The sequence below is a fragment of the Caballeronia sp. genome, from assembly GCF_049581465.1.
GTDB lineage: Bacteria > Pseudomonadota > Gammaproteobacteria > Burkholderiales > Burkholderiaceae > Caballeronia.
The window spans coordinates 1-16,527 of record NZ_JBAUSA010001034.1 but is presented as its reverse complement, the minus strand read 5'-3'; the positions used below and the strand labels follow the sequence as shown (position 1 = coordinate 16,527).

15 protein-coding genes and 2 pseudogenes are annotated in these 16,527 nt (G+C 59.9%); 13 read left to right on the top strand and 4 right to left on the bottom strand.

Annotation, left to right across the window (positions count from 1 at the left end):
- From WCA53_RS25350 to hpnJ, 3 genes and pseudogenes are all read left to right on the top strand, one after another.
- Nucleotides 1-486: pseudogene (locus tag WCA53_RS25350) on the top strand (mammalian cell entry protein); the annotation flags it as partial.
- Nucleotides 483-1,070, top strand: coding sequence for a PqiC family protein (locus WCA53_RS25345; protein WP_423916890.1), 588 nt, complete (start codon nt 483-485; stop codon nt 1,068-1,070). The pseudogene WCA53_RS25350 and the gene WCA53_RS25345, both read left to right, overlap by 4 nt.
- A 503-nt stretch (nt 1,071-1,573) precedes the next feature.
- Nucleotides 1,574-2,995, top strand: coding sequence for a hopanoid biosynthesis associated radical SAM protein HpnJ (gene hpnJ, locus WCA53_RS25340; RefSeq protein WP_423916888.1), 1,422 nt, complete (start codon nt 1,574-1,576; stop codon nt 2,993-2,995).
- A gap of 48 nt (nt 2,996-3,043) precedes the next feature.
- On the opposite strand, the gene WCA53_RS25335 is transcribed toward hpnJ, so the two are convergent.
- Both WCA53_RS25335 and hpnI read right to left on the bottom strand, forming a co-directional pair.
- A complete protein-coding gene (locus WCA53_RS25335) occupies nt 3,044-4,039 on the bottom strand; it encodes a flippase-like domain-containing protein (protein ID WP_423916885.1) in 996 nt (331 codons plus the stop codon).
- Nucleotides 4,040-4,233: 194 nt separating this feature from the next.
- Nucleotides 4,234-5,499: a bacteriohopanetetrol glucosamine biosynthesis glycosyltransferase HpnI gene (hpnI, locus tag WCA53_RS25330; protein ID WP_423916892.1), complete on the bottom strand. Its 1,266-nt coding sequence runs from the start codon at nt 5,497-5,499 to the stop codon at nt 4,234-4,236.
- A gap of 695 nt (nt 5,500-6,194) precedes the next feature.
- Here hpnI and WCA53_RS25325 point away from each other — a divergent pair.
- Genes WCA53_RS25325 through WCA53_RS25310 form a run of 4 tightly spaced genes read left to right on the top strand, consistent with a single transcriptional unit; the run spans nt 6,195 to nt 9,756 of the window.
- Entirely contained in the window at nt 6,195-7,265 is a 1,071-nt protein-coding gene (locus WCA53_RS25325) for a fatty acid desaturase family protein (protein ID WP_423916883.1), read from the top strand.
- 42 nt (nt 7,266-7,307) lie between these two features.
- On the top strand, nt 7,308-7,652 hold the full coding sequence (locus WCA53_RS25320) for a non-heme iron oxygenase ferredoxin subunit (protein ID WP_423916881.1): 345 nt from the start codon (nt 7,308-7,310) through the stop codon (nt 7,650-7,652).
- Nucleotides 7,649-8,896: an NAD(P)/FAD-dependent oxidoreductase gene (locus WCA53_RS25315; RefSeq protein WP_423916878.1), complete on the top strand. Its 1,248-nt coding sequence runs from the start codon at nt 7,649-7,651 to the stop codon at nt 8,894-8,896. The genes WCA53_RS25320 and WCA53_RS25315 overlap by 4 nt, the downstream gene beginning before the upstream one ends.
- Nucleotides 8,893-9,756, top strand: a complete 864-nt coding sequence (locus WCA53_RS25310; protein WP_423916875.1) for a sugar phosphate isomerase/epimerase family protein — start codon at nt 8,893-8,895, stop codon at nt 9,754-9,756. Before WCA53_RS25315 ends, WCA53_RS25310 begins: the two co-directional genes overlap by 4 nt.
- 1 nt (nt 9,757) lies before the next feature.
- Here WCA53_RS25310 and WCA53_RS25305 read toward each other — a convergent pair whose 3' ends face one another.
- A complete protein-coding gene (locus WCA53_RS25305) occupies nt 9,758-10,765 on the bottom strand; it encodes a LacI family DNA-binding transcriptional regulator (RefSeq protein WP_423916873.1) in 1,008 nt (335 codons plus the stop codon).
- A 188-nt stretch (nt 10,766-10,953) separates the two neighbouring features.
- Between WCA53_RS25305 and WCA53_RS25300 the strand changes: the two genes are divergently transcribed.
- From WCA53_RS25300 to WCA53_RS25275, 6 genes and pseudogenes are all read left to right on the top strand, one after another.
- A complete protein-coding gene (locus tag WCA53_RS25300; protein ID WP_423916871.1) occupies nt 10,954-11,973 on the top strand; it encodes a sugar ABC transporter substrate-binding protein in 1,020 nt (339 codons plus the stop codon).
- A 9-nt stretch (nt 11,974-11,982) separates the two neighbouring features.
- The gene (locus WCA53_RS25295; protein WP_423916869.1) at nt 11,983-12,963 is read left to right on the top strand and encodes an ABC transporter permease; all 981 of its coding nucleotides are present in this window, start codon (nt 11,983-11,985) and stop codon (nt 12,961-12,963) included.
- Complete coding sequence (locus WCA53_RS25290) at nt 12,960-13,760, top strand: ATP-binding cassette domain-containing protein (protein WP_423916867.1); 801 nt, start codon at nt 12,960-12,962, stop codon at nt 13,758-13,760. Before WCA53_RS25295 ends, WCA53_RS25290 begins: the two co-directional genes overlap by 4 nt.
- 25 nt (nt 13,761-13,785) lie before the next feature.
- Nucleotides 13,786-14,601: an SDR family oxidoreductase gene (locus WCA53_RS25285; RefSeq protein WP_423916864.1), complete on the top strand. Its 816-nt coding sequence runs from the start codon at nt 13,786-13,788 to the stop codon at nt 14,599-14,601.
- Nucleotides 14,602-14,671: 70 nt separating this feature from the next.
- Entirely contained in the window at nt 14,672-15,607 is a 936-nt protein-coding gene (locus WCA53_RS25280; RefSeq protein ID WP_423916861.1) for a sugar phosphate isomerase/epimerase family protein, read from the top strand.
- Nucleotides 15,577-15,883, top strand: a pseudogene (locus tag WCA53_RS25275) (hypothetical protein); the annotation flags it as partial. The gene WCA53_RS25280 and the pseudogene WCA53_RS25275, both read left to right, overlap by 31 nt.
- 363 nt (nt 15,884-16,246) lie before the next feature.
- Here WCA53_RS25275 and WCA53_RS25270 read toward each other — a convergent pair.
- Entirely contained in the window at nt 16,247-16,525 is a 279-nt protein-coding gene (locus tag WCA53_RS25270; RefSeq protein ID WP_423916859.1) for a DUF4148 domain-containing protein, read from the bottom strand.
- Nucleotides 16,526-16,527 lie beyond the last annotated feature (2 nt).

The following is a 16,527-nucleotide window of genomic DNA, read 5'->3' as shown; positions in this document are numbered from 1 at the left end:
AACGGATTCCGGTTCCAGCTCAAGAGCGGAAATCTGCTCACGGGACAACTCTACCTTGCACTGGACTATTTCCCGGATGCGCCCAAGGCAAAGATAGACTGGAGCAAGTCGCCGCCCGAAATGCCCGCGGTACCGCGCACGCTCCAATCATTACAGGACTCAGTCACGCGATTGCTCGTCAAGCTTAATGGTATTCCGTTCGAGGGGATCGGCAACGACGCCCGGACGACGTTGCGCACCACCAATGCCATGATAGCCCAGCTCAATGCCGAGGTCGTTCCAAAGGCTCATGACACGCTCACGTCGGCGCAAACAATGCTCGATTCTGCGAATACCGCGTTGCAACCGGATACGTCGCTGCAGCAATCCACGGAAGACGCGATGCGCGAACTGACCCGCACTGCCTCGACGCTTCGCACGCTTGCCGAATATCTGTCGGAGCATCCCGAAGCGCTGGTTCGCGGCAAGTCGGAGAACAAACCATGAGACACGCGCGAACCTGTTTCATTCTCGGACTGGTCGCCGGGTTGCTCGGTGGATGCAAGTCGCCGCCGACCAGTTTTTATACACTGAGCCCGGACCCGTCGCTCGCCCAATTGGGCACGACGAGGCCCCTCGCCATGGTGATCGGTCCCGTCACGGTGCCGGACATCATCGATCGGCCGCAGATCGTGACGCGGGTCGGCGACAACGAAGTCGCGGTCAACGAGTTCGCCCGTTGGGCACAACCGTTGAAAGGCGATATCGCGCGCGTGGTTGCCGCTGACCTTACCGCGCTGCTGCACTCGCAGCAGATCTCGGTTTTCGAAGGATGGTACGACCCGTCGACCACATGGCGTGTACGGCTCGATGTCGCGGGTTTCGAGTCCGTGCCAGGGCGGGACGTAACCATCGACGTACAGTGGGCTGTGCGCCCACCTGGGAAGACACGTCCGGTCATGGGCCGCACCGTTGCGCACGAGGTCATTTCTGGCCCGGGTTTCGAAGCGATCGTCGCGGCCCATGATCGCGCGCTCGCATCGGTCAGCCGCGATATCGCGGCGGCGGTACAGGCGAGCGGCGTTCAGTGAAATTCATCACATGGGGCAACTGAAAGGGCTTGATTACCATCGTTCAACTGCTGCCTGGAAACGTAGAAGAAAGCGTTTCCGATGGGGAACTCAGCGAGTTGCTGACACGGTATGTATTTCCTCAGTTCAGTGCGATCCAGCGTATTCCCGGCGCAGGCTCGCGGCCTACGGCGACCAGAGGTAGAAGGTCAGTCTTTTTGCAATGTCAAGCCCGCAAATCGTAGAGTCGTAGTATTCTTGATCAGGGCTCTGCTCCCCAGTGATAGCCGCAGTTCTGCTATTTCACGTCAAATGCCTTGCGGTTCTGAAAGGACAATGATGAGTCAATACCCTGCCTGTCTGTCCCGGAGTTCCCCACAGGAGAGCGCGGCGTCCATACCAGCTATCCAGCAACCGGCCTATTCTTGAAGGATGAATCAATTCGCGAACATCGCCGACGCCTGGCGAGTATCCCTGCGGGTGACTGATCTCGCTCAAGCGGACTATTTTCTTCGAGGGCATTTATGAAAACGCTGCTTCTGCAGGCACCTTCGTTTGATGGCTTCGATGGTGGAGCGGGCTCACGTTTCCAAACGAAGCGAGAGATTCGATCATTCTGGTATCCAACGTGGCTTGCCCAGCCCGCTGCGCTGATCGAGGATAGCCGCCTGCTGGATGCTCCCGCAGATGGCCTGTCCCTGGATGCGTCTCTTGACATTGCTCAGCAGTACGACCTGGTCATCATTCATACGAGCACGCCGTCGTTCCCGAGCGATGCCGAATTCGCGGAGCATTTAAAACGACGTAAATCCACGATCCTCGTCGGGATGGTCGGGGCAAAAGTTGCCGTCGATCCTCACGGTTCGCTTACCGCGAGCGATGCCATCGACTTCGTGTGCCGTGAAGAATTCGACTTCACGTGTCGTGACATCGCGCAGGGGCTCCCGTTCGAGTCGATTCTCGGTCTCAGCTATCGTCTGCCAGACGGCGGGATCATGCACAACGAAGCCCGGCCGATTCTTGAGGACATGGACCAGTTGCCGTTCGTCGCGCCCATCTACAAGCGGGACCTTACGAGCGGGAATTATTTCAGCGGCTACCTCAAACATCCGTATGTGTCGCTCTACACGGGGAGAGGCTGCAAATCGAGGTGCACCTTTTGTCTCTGGCCGCAGACGGTCGGGGGCCATCGCTATCGCACACGTTCGGTCGAGAACGTCCTCGAAGAAGTGAAATGGATCAGGGACAACATGCCCGAAATCAAGGAGATCATGTTCGACGACGATACCTTTACCGATCTCAGGCCGAGAGCAGAAGAGATCGCCCGAGGTCTCGGCAAGCTAGGGGTGACGTGGTCGTGCAACGCGAAAGCAAATGTGCCTTATTCAACCCTCAAAGTAATGAAGGAGAACGGGTTGCGGCTCTTGCTCGTCGGCTACGAATCCGGCGACGACCAGATCCTTGTGAATGTCAAAAAAGGGCTACGAACCGATATGGCACGCCGCTTCAGCGACGATTGCCGCAAGCTCGGAATCAAGATCCACGGCACGTTCATTCTTGGACTTCCCGGCGAGACGCACGAAACGATCGAGAAGACGATCCAATATGCGCAAGAGATCAATCCCCACACGATCCAGGTGTCACTCGCCGCACCCTATCCGGGTACGGTCCTTCACAAGCAAGCGGTGGAGAATGGATGGCTGAAAGAAAGCAAGACCATCACCCTCGTCAATTCGTCGGGCACCCAGCTTTCAGCTATCGGCTATCCGCATCTGTCGCGCGAAGAGATCTATCGCGGCGTGGAAGACTTCTACAAACGCTTTTATTTCAGACCGACGAAGATCTGGGAGATCGTCCGCGAGATGCTGGTCAGTTGGGAGATGATGAAACGGCGCTTGCAAGAAGGCGTGCAGTTCTTCAGATTTCTCCGGGAACATAAGGCCTGAGGCTTGATGCCCCGATACACGCTTCTGGCCTCTTCGAAGCAACCCGGCTCAGCCTGGCTGAGTCGGGGGTGTGGCAAGCCGGTTCGATGATTCGGCAAACTGCCACGCAAGAAGTCCAGGAATGAAAATTACCAGATCGCGAATCCGTCTCGCGCCCGCGAGCGCGAGACATGTCGACGGATCGAGGCCAAGCGCGCCGCCAATCAGGATGAAGCCGCCCTCCTGCACACCCAGGCCGCCGGGCACGAAAAACGCCGCGCTGCTGACCGCCTGGATCAACGATTCAATCACCACCGCATCGACCAAGCTGACTCGCGCGCCGAGGAAGTAGAGCGCGAGCCAGATTTCCATCGAAGTCAGCACGCATTGGAGCGGCTGCCAGACGAACAGGTAACGCAATACGACACCGCGCCGACGCCAGATCAGTTTGATCGTCTGATCGATCTGCGCGGATCGCCCGACGAGCGCAGCGAGCTTGCCACTCATGATCCGGTTGAGCGCGCGCGTGGTCCGCTCGAACGGACTGGCGTGCTGAACGAGCGCGAACAGCACCAGCAGCGGCGTGAGGACCACTACGCCCCACGCCAGTTGCCCGGCGAACCGTGCCGAGCCGGATTGTGCATGCGCGAGCAGAAAACCGATCCCGACCATCGTGAAGAGCAACTGGCTGATAACCGTCAGTTGCATGTCGACGATCAGACTGGCTGCGGCCGTCGGCGGTCTCACTCCCCGGAGCCGCAGCATCCGGTACGACACGACCTCGCCGCCGACGCGCGCGACCGGCAGCATGCAATTCACCGATTCGCGCACCCACACCAGATTCAGCATCGTCAGCAGGGAGGGCCGGTGCCCGCGGCGGATCAAGGTGCGCCAGTCGTACGCGTTGGCGAGCATCGACAACACGTGCACCAGTGCTGCCAGCAGCAGGCCGCCGCCAGCGGTCCGCAGCGCGTGGAGCACCGCGCCGGGATTGTCGTGCCAGAGGAGCCACAGTGACGCGATCAGTCCGGCGAGCGCCGCGACGCGGCCAAAATGCTTCGTCATGCCAGTGCCGTTGAGAGGTGCCGCGCAGCGGGAGCCACGCGCGCGAATTGCCTGTGCTTCATCAATCGGTTCCCCTTTCATTCTGAACGGTCGACAACGGGCCGTCACTGTCGACTTCGAAACGAAGGCCGTGCCAAATCAGCGAGCGCCACCAGCATTCCGAGCGCAGCGACGGCACAACCGACATATTTTAGTCATTTGACGCGGGCGAGATCGCTGACCGCGGGTGTCGCGGCAGGCGTTGCAGAAGGGGCGCTATAGGGTGTCGATCGCTCGTAGCGCTCGCCTACTGGATGAAGTATCCCATCACGTCCGACTTTAAAGTAGAAGCCGCGCCAACGTACATGTGTTGAGAAAAAACTACTCACGAAGATGGCAAAGCCGACAATGTCCCACATCGGCAGCAACCAGAGCTCTTTCGATACCTGCCGAAGCGCCCGGTCTACTTGCAGCAGCAGTACGAGCCGGGCCACGAGTGCGGCAATCGTGACTGTCCAAGCCCACGCGGCGGCGCCAGATAACGCGATGGTCAGCAAGGAGAAGGCGAATGGGTGCGTGAGGATGGAGCCAAGGTGCCCGGCCGGAGCGATCGTGCGTATAGTGCGGCTCCAGCGCAGCTCGTGCGAAATCAACTGTGCTGCGGTTTTTTCGACGCAAGCGTGAGTAACAATGACAGGCGGAACGACGACTGCTTGACCTAGCCTGCGTACCGCCTCTCCGATTGCGTGGTCCTCGGCCAGATGATGTGTGAACTGCGCAAAACCGCCGATTGCGTCGAGGGTAGCCCTACGTAGCGCGATTGTCTGTCCAAAACAGGGGCGAGCAAGTCCAAGCGCCATGCCCATCACCACGCTCGGCAAGAAATGGTAGTTGCTGGCCTTTGCCGATAGGCGGGGCCAAAACCCAGGGTCTGGCAATCCTCGGTACAGGCATGTCACGAGGCCGACCCCTGGTTTTTGCAACTCTCCCACGACGCCCCGCAGATATTCGGAGCCGACCCCAACGTCGCTATCGGCAAATACCAGGATATCGTGTTGCGCGCTGGGCAACATGTTCAGGATATTGCTCATTTTGCGGTTCGGGCCGTATAGGCGCGAGTCGATCAACATCGAAATGTCGGCCGCTGGGTGCAACTGTCGTAGGCGCAGCACTACGTCGAGCGCTGGATCGTTCTCATCGTGAACGCCAAACAGGTATTGGACAGGGCCGGGGTAATCCTGCTTGCAGAATCCCGAAAGGTTTTCCAGTAACGCCTCCTCATCTCCATGCAGCGGCTTGACTATGGTCACCGCCGGGAACGAGCTCGGTTCAGCACAGTCGCGCGCAAGGAAACGTCGCGTTAACGTCGCCGCAAACAGCATGTACAGAATTCCGAACACCGCGCTTGCGCCACACAGATACGCGGCCCAATCACGCGTGATGTGCGCGATGCGCGGACTCGCGGCGTGCATCATCAGCATTGCTGTAAGAGCCACTGCGAACAGCAACGCGAACATCGCGTACGGTTTCCAATCTGAAGGGCTGGCGGTGTGATTCGACTTGTCGGGACTCATGTCTAGTGAGCCCGAAGAAACTTGAAAAATTCGACGCCTTCGCGCAAGCGCCATTTCATCATTTTCCAGCTTGGCAACACCTCGCGGATGATTTCCATAATCTTCGACGGCCGAAAATAAAAGGGCTTATAAAGCTCAGTGGGAAATGACTGCGTGCTTGTATGTCGCATCGTGTTTTCAGCATCCGGCCATAATCGCAGCGTACTCTTTATCGCGGAACGACGCCGCGAAAATGGGGGCGTAAGCAGGGTATAGAGCGCAGGCGTCCGCCAGAGTCCGCACAGGGTTACATCGAGCATTCCGAAGAACACGGCAATACCGCACGCCTTGCAGCCTGGCACCGCTGCACCGAACTCACCCTGAGCGGCCCCTAGGCTCCCGTAGCACTGCAAAGATAATTGCACAGCATCCCATCGTAGAATTTATTTTCTATTTCAAACGCCTTACCCGGCGCGGCTTAGCGTGGCGTTTGATGGGAATCCATCATTTTCCCGGCTGAACAAGCGGTTCCCATCATCTATCTTGGTTTCAACGAGAGGCCTGACCGTCAAGCGGTTCTGGCGCCAAGCTCGCAGAACACAACATCCAGCAGGAGACATCTCATGTCCGCGACTTCTGGCGACGCCGGCGGCACACCCACGCCCGGCTTTGACGACAAGGCTTTCGACGACACGCTCAGCCGGCAGTGGTACCAGCCCGCCATTCCCCGAGCAGTGCTTAAGGAATTAATGAAACGCAGCGATGCTGAAGGATGGCGCAACTTCGGCCTGTGGCTCGTGCTGCTGGTCGCGTCCGGCGTGGTCGCGGCAATGACGTGGGGCACGTGGTGGGCGGTGCCCGCGTTTTTCGTCTACGGAACGATCTATTCGTCGAGTGATGCCCGCTGGCACGAGCTCGCGCACGGCACGCCGTTCAAGAGCCGTTGGGCCAACGACTGCTTCTATCACCTGTCGTCGTTCATGACGATTCGCGAAGGCTATTGGTGGCGCTGGAGCCACGCGCGCCATCACACGCATACCTATTTCCAGAGCCGCGACCCGGAGATCCAGGTCGCCCGCCCGACGAAGGTCTGGCCGATCGTGATTGATTTCTTCGGCCTCATGGGTTGCACGCTTGAAATCGGCAAGATCGTGCGTCACGCGTTCGGTCGCGTCGACGCCGCGACCGATGCCTTCCTGCCCGCCTCTGAAAAGCCCAAGATGATCTGGTCGTGCCGCATCTATCTGGCGGTCGTCGTCTGCACGATTGCTCTAGCTGTCGCCATGCGCAGCTTCCTGCCGCTAATGTTCGTGTGGACGCCGCGGTTCTATGGCGGCTGGCTCCATCAGTTGCTTGGTCTCACGCAACACGCCGGCCTTGCCGTCAACGTGAAGGATCATCGGTTGAACACACGCACCGTCTACATGAACCCGGTGTTCCGTTTTCTGTACCTCAACATGAACTACCACCTTGAACATCATCTGCTGCCGATGGTGCCGTTTCACGCATTACCGCGTCTGCACGAGGCGATCAAGGACCAGTTACCGGAGGCTTACCCGAGCGTCTATGCCGCGTATCGCGAGATGCTGCCCGCGCTGTGGAAACAGCGGTCCGACCCGCAGCATGTGATCGAGCGCACATTGCCGGCCAAGCGGTCGGGGCAGGGCAGCTTTACCGCACAGCCGAACGTGTGAAAGAGACAGCCTGAAGAAAACATCAGATAGAAGGAGACTGCCGTGGCCATCGAAACTAGCAATCTGAAGTGGATCGTCGCCTGCGCGACCGATGACATCGATGAAGAAGATGTGATCCGCTTCGACCATGAAGGTGCGAGTTACGCGGTGTATCGAATCGACGAGGGCTTCTTCGCATCGGACGGCTGGTGTACGCATGAACGCGCGCATCTCGCCGATGGCTTCGTGGTCAATCGCGAGATCGAATGTCCGCTGCATCAGGGGCGCTTCGACATCCCGAGCGGCAAGCCGAAGAGCCCGCCCGTGTGCGTGCAGTTGAAAACGCATCCGATACGCGTAGAGAACGGCCAGGTGCTGCTCGGCATTCCTTCACAGGACGCATCATGAGAACCCGCCCTACGATGGTCATCATCGGCGCCGGTCAGAGCGGCGCACGCGCCGCGCACGCCCTGCGCGACAACGGCTGGGACGGCGTCATCACGCTGCTCGGCAATGAATGTGTCGCCCCCTACGACCGGCCACCGCTTTCTAAAGCAGTATTGCTCGGCGAGAAGTCCACAGCGCAATGCGCGCTTTACGATGAGGCCTTCTATAGCGAGCAACGGATCGATCTGCGTATCGATGCCGGCGTTGAACTCATCGACCGCGCCGCACGGCATGTCGTGGTGAAAGGCGGCCTGACGGTTCCGTATCACCGTTTGCTGATCGCCACCGGCGCCGCGCCGCGCAAGCTCATGGCACCGGGTTCGACGCTGGCCGGGGTGCATTGTCTGCGCACGGTCGCCGACGCCGGGCAGATCGTTGACGAACTGCAACCGGGTCGCCGGATTGCGATTGTCGGGGCAGGGTTCATCGGACTCGAGATCGCCGCGACAGCCGTGGCGCGCGGCTGCGAAGTGGTCGTGATCGAGACGGCCGCTCGTGCATTGATGCGCGCCGTCCCAGAAGTCGTCGCGGGGTATCTGGTCGCACGCCATCGGCAGATGGGCGTCGATATCCGCTTCGCGGTTCAGGTGGAGCGGGTTCTCGGCGAGCAACGCGTGAGCGGCGTCAAGCTGTCAGACGGCAGCACGCTCGCGTGCGATTGCGTGATCGCAGGCATCGGCGTCAAGCCGCGCACCGAACTTGCGGAAGCTGCGGGCATCGACGTGGCCGACGGTATCGCGGTCGACGACACGCTGCGCACCAACGACCCGACCATCTTCGCGGCCGGCGACGTATGTTCGTTTCCACATCGGCTATTCCGCCGGCGAATCCGCCTCGAATGCTGGAAGAATGCCGAGGATCACGCGCGGATCGTCGCGCGCAACATGCTCGATCGCGGTGAGACCTATTCGGAAGTGCCGTGGTTCTGGTCCGATCAGTACGACATGACGATCCAGATCGCAGGCATGCCGGCCTTTGCTGTGACGACGACTGTGCGCGAGGTGGGCGAGGCGTCGCGGGTATTCTTCGGGCTCGACCGCGACGGCGTGCTGGTTGGCGCCAGTGGCGTGGGCAATGTCAGCGAGATTGCGCGCGACATCCGCATCTCCCAGGAACTGATCGCCAGACGTGCTGTCATCGATCCCGCGTTGCTTGCGAATCGCAACGTCAAGCTCAAACCACTCCTGGCTGTGGAGGCGTTATGAGTCAGCGCCTGGAAATATACCAGTCGATGTGGGCGATGGAACGACGTCATACCGACGGCTACGAGCGCACGCTGGAAAAGAATGTCGAGATGATTTCGCGGGCCGGATTCGACGGCGTGAGCGTGGGTTACGCGTCGCGCGAAGGAGTCCGTGAGCTCGCAAGTCTGCTCGCGGCCACCGGTCTTCGCGCGGAAGCGCAGTGCTTTCCGCGCACGGTCGACGATCTACAACCGGTGCTCGAACTCGCCACCGAATTCGGGGTTCACCATATCGACCTGCAGCCTGACGTGCGGCCGCGCCGCATCTCCGAATGCCTGACGTTGATCGACGGCTGGACGCGGCTCGCGGAACAGGTCGATTTTCCCGTGTACATCGAAACGCACCGTGACCGGATGACGACCGATCTGCACTTCACGCTCGATCTGCTCGACGAACGCCCTGATCTCAAGCTACTGGGCGACATCTCGCACTACCTCGTCGGGCGTGAGTTCGCGTGGCCCGTCTCGGATGAAAACCACGCGATGATGCACCGCATTCTCGATCACTCGTGGGCTTTTCATGGCCGTGTTGCGAGCCGCGAGCAGGTGCAGATCGAAATATCGTTTGCGCCGCATCGCATGTGGGTCGATCTGTTTCTAGAGTGGTGGCGTTACGGCTTCGCCTCATGGCGGCGGCGCGCCGGTCCCGACGATGCGCTCACCTTCACCTGCGAACTTGGACCCAAGCCGTACGCGATCATCGGCGCCGACGGCAACGACACGACCGATCGCTGGGCTGAATCCTTGCTGATGCGCGATTGGATTCGTCAGCTGTGGGACGAGGTGATTCAGGAAGATGTGGCGTTGGCGGACGGTCGCTAAATCAATCGCTTGGTGGAAGGTTTTCACGCAACAGCACGGTGACGGGAATCTGCAGCGTTAACGCGACGCCGGGGTCCCGGTGATAGTGCCGCAGCACGATTTCGATCGAACGCATCGCTTCGCCGGCCGGGTTCTGGTCCAGCACGGCGTCGAGCGTGCCTTCGATCAGCAGGCGCCGCGATGTTTCGTTGAGTTCGTGGCCGATGAAAACCGTCGAACGGGCGCGATCGAGCGCGACGAGCGTCGCGCCGACGCCTTCGTCACCGACTGAAATGTTGTAAATCCCGCGCAGGTCGGGATACCGGCGAAAAGCGTTGCGAGTGAGTCTCTCGGTAACTGCCGACTGCTCGCGGCTTTCTATCGTCTCCACGATGTCGCAGTTCGGAAAGCGGTGTCGAAGCACTGAACGAAAACCGCTTTCGCGTTCTTCATGACCGAGGAAATCATGCATGCCCGTCAACACGAGCACCTTGCCACCCGCGTCGCCGAGAAAGCGCCCCATCAGCTCGCCCGCGACGCGTCCGGCGGACCGGTTGTCAATGCCGACGTAGGCAAGGCGGCCGGTGCCCGGGAGATCGCTCGCGAGTGTGACGACCGGTATCGTGTGGCTCATCCGACGCAATGCAGCGGTGATGTCCGGATGCTCATACGCGACGATTACGAGCGCGTCAGCTCGCGGCGTAACACGGCGGATCGTGTCAACCACGTGCGCGGGATCGAGACTGTCGAAGTAAGTGACAGCGCAGATCACGCGCTGGCTTTCGAACGCTTTCTGCGCGACTTCAAAGCCCTGTTTGAGCGACACGTAATACGGCACCGCCGGCTGCTGCATAAGGATCGCAATGCGCAGCCAGCGCACCGAGACCGATTTAAGCGCGCGGTCGATCTCGAGCTTGCGCGCCCACTCCAGGACGCTCATCTCTTTCTCACGCGATACGCCGCCGCGGCCGTTCAGCACGCGGTCGACAGTCGCCTCGCTGACGCCTGCGGCCTTCGCGATGTCGGTCATGCTCGTTTTACGGCGTGCAGTACCGGGACGGACAGACGTAGGGCTAGCCATGAGTTGAATAGGAAGTCTCACAGAAAGAAGAACCGGCGATGAGCCGATCATCGCATCACTGCGCCGGCTCATCAAGCCGGTTACCTGAAGCACCTTATAGAGCCCGCCTCAGTAGCGGGACTCCTCAGGAGACAACGATGAACCCGAAAACCCCCTCAGTCCAACCTCGGCCGCTTGCAAGCCGTTTTGTGATCGCCGCCTGCGTGGCGTGTTCGCTATTCGGCGCGAACACAGCGCGGAGCGCCGAGCCGTTGAACATTGTGATGCTGACGCACGGTGCCGCGACCAACGCGTTCTGGCAGGCCGTCAAAAAAGGCTTCGACGACGCTTGTGCGCGCGTACAGGCCCATTGCCAGATGGTTTTCACTCAGAACGATGGCTCGATAGAGCAGCAAAGTGCGAACTTCCAGGCCTCGCTTGCGCGCAAACCGGACGCCATCCTGACAACGATCGTCGACGATTCGGCGCTGACTTCGATGATCAACGAGGCGCGGGCGAAGAACGTGATGGTGATCGCGTACAACGTGGACCAGAGCGGCGGCTCATCGGGCGCGGCGAAGCGACAGTCGTTCATCGGACAAAACTTTGTGCCGGCGGGGCGCAGCCTCGCGCAGCAACTCTCTAAACAGTTTCCTAAGGACGGTCCGATCCGTGTGCTCGTCGGCGTCAGTGCGCCGGGACAGAACTGGGCGGAACAACGGGCGAAGGGCGTGATGCAGGGTCTCGACGACTGGAAGCGGGCCAACCCCGATCGCAAGATCGTGATTGACCGGATCGACTCGGGCACTGATCTGTCGGTGACGGGCGAGCGGGTCGGCGCATATCTCACGGCGCATCCCGATACCACCGCGTACTTCGACATGGGCTTCTTCCATGCCGCCGTCGCACAGACGCTAAAGGATCGTGGCGTGCCGCCAGGCAAGGTGTTGCTCGCGGGATTCGACATCGTGCCCCAGGTGCTGCAGATGATGAAGGCCGGCTACATCCAGGCAGAAGTTGATCAGCAACCCTACACACAGGGCTTCATGCCGGTGATGCAGGTGTACCTGGCGAAGTCGTTTGGTCTTGCGCCCTCCGATATCAATACCGGCGACTCGCTCGTGATGCCGGCTCAGGCCGATTCGGTCATTGCACTCGCTCAAAAGGGCCTTCGCTAGGAGACCGTAATGAAAAAACTGCTCAAGATTTATCTGCAGAAACCGGAGCTGGCGGGCATTGTCCTCCTGGCCCTGCTGGTTGCACTGTTCCAGTTCCGTTCGCAAATGGTGTTTCTCAGCGCGGAAAACGTGCGGGGCATTCTGGGCGTATTACCGGAGGTCGGACTCGTCGCCATTGGCGTCACGTTGCTGATGATTTGTGGCGAGTTCGATCTATCGGTTGGGTCCGTGTTTGCGCTCACGCCGATGTCGATCACGCTGCTCGTCAACGCGGGTGTTCCTTTCTGGCCGGCCTTCCTGGTCGGGTTGGTTGTCGCGGCGGCCATCGGCCTGATGAACGGCCTGATCACGCTCGTCTTCAACATACCAAGCTTCATCACGACACTCGGCATGCTGTTCATCGTGCGGTCGCTGACTGTCGTGTTGTCGGGCGGTTTTCCGCCTAACCTGCCAATCGACCAGATACCCGCGCATCTGTTTGTGAGCTTCATCGGACCGGGTGGCCTTTTTCGAGCGTCGTTCCTGTGGTTCATCGGCATCGGCGCGGCAGCAGCGATATTGTTGTCCGCGACCAATCTGGGGAACTGGATGAAGGCGACGGGCGGCTTTCTCGAAGCGTCGATATCGAGCGGGGTCCCCGCGCGGCGCGTGAAGCTCTCGGCTTTCGTGCTGTGCTCGGTGCTCGCGGGATTCGCCGGAATGATCCAGGTGCTGCGGCTCGGCGCCGCCTTGCCGTCGATCGGCGATGGACTCGAACTCCAGGCAGTTGCGGCGGCGGTGATTGGAGGAACCGCGCTTTCCGGCGGTATCGGCAACGTGCTCGGCGCTGTTGTCGGCGCATTGCTGATCCGCGTGATTGACAACGGCCTCGTGCTCACGCAGGTCGACGCGAACTGGTTCAAATTCGCGGTCGGCAGCCTCACCATCTTTGCCGTGGTCGCGAACGCCTGGATGCGCCGCACGGCACGACACCTGAAGGTGCAGCTATGAACACAATCTCAACCGATGCCCGGGATCTGCTTTCCTATCCGCATGAGAGTGTCGATGCCGGTCGTGGCACAGCGCCGCTCATGGCCGTACGCAATCTGCACAAATGGTATTCGGGCGTCCATGCGCTCAACGGCGTGAGTCTCGAGTTCAAGAGGGGCGAGGTGGTGGGTTTGCTGGGCGACAACGGTGCGGGCAAGTCGACGCTCATCAAGATTCTCTCCGGTGTGCACCGGCCCGACGACGGCGAGATACTGTTTCAGGGCGAACCGGTACGGATCAAGTCGCCGAAGGCGGCCATGCAACTGGGTATCGAGACGATTCATCAGCACAACTCGCTGGTGCCGAATCTCTCCATCGCGCGCAACCTGTTCATTGGCCGCGAGCCGCTGCTCTTTTCGATGTTCGGCATTGGACCGATGGACCATGGCCGCATGCGAACCGAGGCCGTCAAGGCGATCGCCGATGTCGATCTGCATCTGCGTTCTGCTGAAGCGTTGCTCGGCGAGCTGTCAGGCGGTCAACGCCAGGGCGTGGCAATTGCACGCGCGATGCATTTCAAGTCGAAGCTGCTGATACTCGACGAGCCGACCAACCATCTGTCGGTCAAGGAAACGCAAAAGGTGATCGGCTTTGTTCGTGGCCTGTCGGAGCAGGGCATTACCGGCGTGTTCATCAGCCATAACCTGCAGCATGTCTTTCATTCGTGCGATCGCATTGTCGCAATGGCGCGTGGTGAAGTCGTGCTCGACCGGCCGGTAGGGCAGACCTCGATCGAGGAAGTCACTGAGCTTCTTTGATGGATCTTAAAAGGGGAAACACGGTATGGGACAGTTCGATGCAAAAGTGGCCGTCGTTACCGGCGGCACGCAGGGGCTCGGCGCGGCGATTGCGAAATTGCTCGTCGAGCGCGGGGCACAGGGCGTGGTGATCTGCGGGCGCTCGAAGGAGAAAGGCATTGCGAAGGCCGCTGAACTCAGCGACAGCGAGTTAGGCCACGCGGAGGTGCGCTTTGTCGAGGCCGATCTGACGCGTGTGGATGACTGCCGGACTGTGATCGCCACCGCCGACGAACGGTTCGGTCGCGTTGATGTGCTGGTGAATGCGGCCGCGATGACAGACCGCGGGACGATTCTCGATACGGCTCCCGATCTCTTCGACCGCATCTTTGCGACCAACGTGCGTGCACCGTTCTTCCTGATGCAGGAGGCGGTCAAGGTGATGCGACGCGAGCGCACCGAAGGCACGATAGTCAACATCTGCTCAATGTCCGCGATGGCAGGACAACCGTTCATTGCTGCCTATTGCGCATCGAAGGGCGCACTTGCGACGCTTACGCAGAACACCGCATACGCTTTGTTGCGCAACCGGATCCGCGTGAACGGACTCAATCTCGGCTGGATGTCGTCTGATGGGGAAGACCAGATCCAGCGCACCTATCATGGCGCACCGGACGACTGGCTTGAACGTGCCATGGCCGAGCAACCGTTCGGACGTCTGATCGATCCTGCCGAAGCGGCGCGCGCAGTGGCGTTTCTCGCGAGCGACGAGTCGGGTCTGATGACTGGATCGATGGTGAACTTCGATCAGTCTGTATGGGGCGGCTTTGATGAGACACCGCATCCGCAGAAGCCGCTTTAGTGGCATCAAATCTCCGTGCGTCACGCCGCACGCTTCCCGTGGACCTTTTTCGAGTGGGTGACGGTCGACCATGAAAATTGCTCTCGATCCTTACATGCACCGCCATGTATCGCTGGTGGAGTTGCCAAAGCTTGCCGCAGAGCTGGGCTACGAATATATCGAACTATCGCCGCGCGCCGACTTCCTGGACTGGTGGGTACGTCCGCGCGCCTACCCCGAGCGCATCCGGGAGTTCAAGGCAGCGTTGCGCGATAACGGAGTCAGGATCGCGTCGCTACTCCCGATGTACCGCTGGGCCAGTCCGAACGAAGATGAGCGCCTGGCGGCAGTGCGGTATTGGAAGGAGGCAATCCAGATCGCGGTAGAGATGGAAGTGGACACGATGAATTCTGAATTTGGCCGCGGCTCGTCACCCGAAGCTCAGAGCTGTTTGTGCAATGGCGGCACAGTGGAGCATTCGGAAGCCGCTTTCTGGAAATCGATGGATGACCTCGTACCGGTCTTTGAGCGCGAGAAGATAAATCTGCATCTGGAACCGCATCCTGAGGACTGGGTCGAAACGCTGCACCCCGCTGTCGACATGATTCGCATGATTGACTCACCTCAGGTCAAGTTTCTGTATTGCGCGCCTCACACTTACTACTTCGGCGATGACATGGCAGCCATGATTCAAGACGCCGCACCGGTGCTGGCCCATGTTCATGTGGCCGATACCATGAATCACAGGGCTTCTTCGGGGTTGAGATATATCGTCAATCCGCCTGGCTCACGCGCCCGCGTCCATCAGCATTTGAACCTGGGGCAGGGTGAAATCGACTGGGATTTATTCTTCGGTTCGCTGCATGCAGTGGGTTTCGACGGAATCGTTACCAGTTGCGTGTTTGCATGGGAGGACCGCGCCGAAGCGTCGTCGCGCTTCATGCGCAAGGAAATTCAGCGATACGTCGACAAGTATTGGGGAAGCACCGCAGCGAGAACAAGATCTGCTACATCGGCTGCGGCGTGACGACGGGCGTGGGCGCGGTGGTGTATTCGGCCAAGGTCGAGGCGGGCGCGAACGTGGTGGTGTTCGGTCTAGGCGGTATCGGCCTGAACGTGATTCAGGGCGCGAAGATGGTGGGCGCTGGCAAGATCGTTGGTGTGGATATCAATCCGGGCCGCATCGGAAGGCAAGATCAACATCGACGATCTGATCACACACCGTCTGCCGCTCGAACGCATCAATGAAGGTTTCGACCTGATGAATAAAGGCGAATCGATCCGCTCTGTCGTGCTGTACTGAGCAACACGCTTGCCGATGTCACTTTTGACTACCAACTAGTTTCGGGTTCCGAGCCTGATCGGCCGTAGGATGGCGCTGAATCATGATCTCGTTTGAGCGATGTATAACGGCATCGTGTAACCTAGCGCGTCGATTGAAGAGTACGGCTTATCGATACGGAGCTGTGCAGGTTTGGCCATGCCCCGCCGGCGCGAGCGGCGCCTCCGACGATAGCGCATCGAATACGAGGAGGGCTGCGGGAGGCTGGGGAAAAACGCGAGTTGATGTCAGCTTGTAATCGACTTCTGCCCGGCGCGGATCGATCAATGGCGGCTCACTCCGCCGGTTCAACGTCGGACCGGGCTCGGCCAGTTTCGGTGCGCCTCAATTGTGCCGCGCCTGCGGGCATTCCGCCTGATACCAACGATCGACCTGATGCTGCGCCGCCTGTAGATTTTTCGGATAATACGGATCGAACCTTAATGGGTCGTATCCGACCTTCCTCAGCGCGGCGAGTTCACTCTGGTTGCGCTCTTGTGTTACAGGCGCGTGGTTCTTGATAGCGGCAAGATCGCGGCATTGCGTTGCGCTCAGATGTGTCGCGCCTTCTGCCATTCCTCCTGCGGCTATGCCAGGGAGCGAGATCGTCAACGCGGAAATCATCG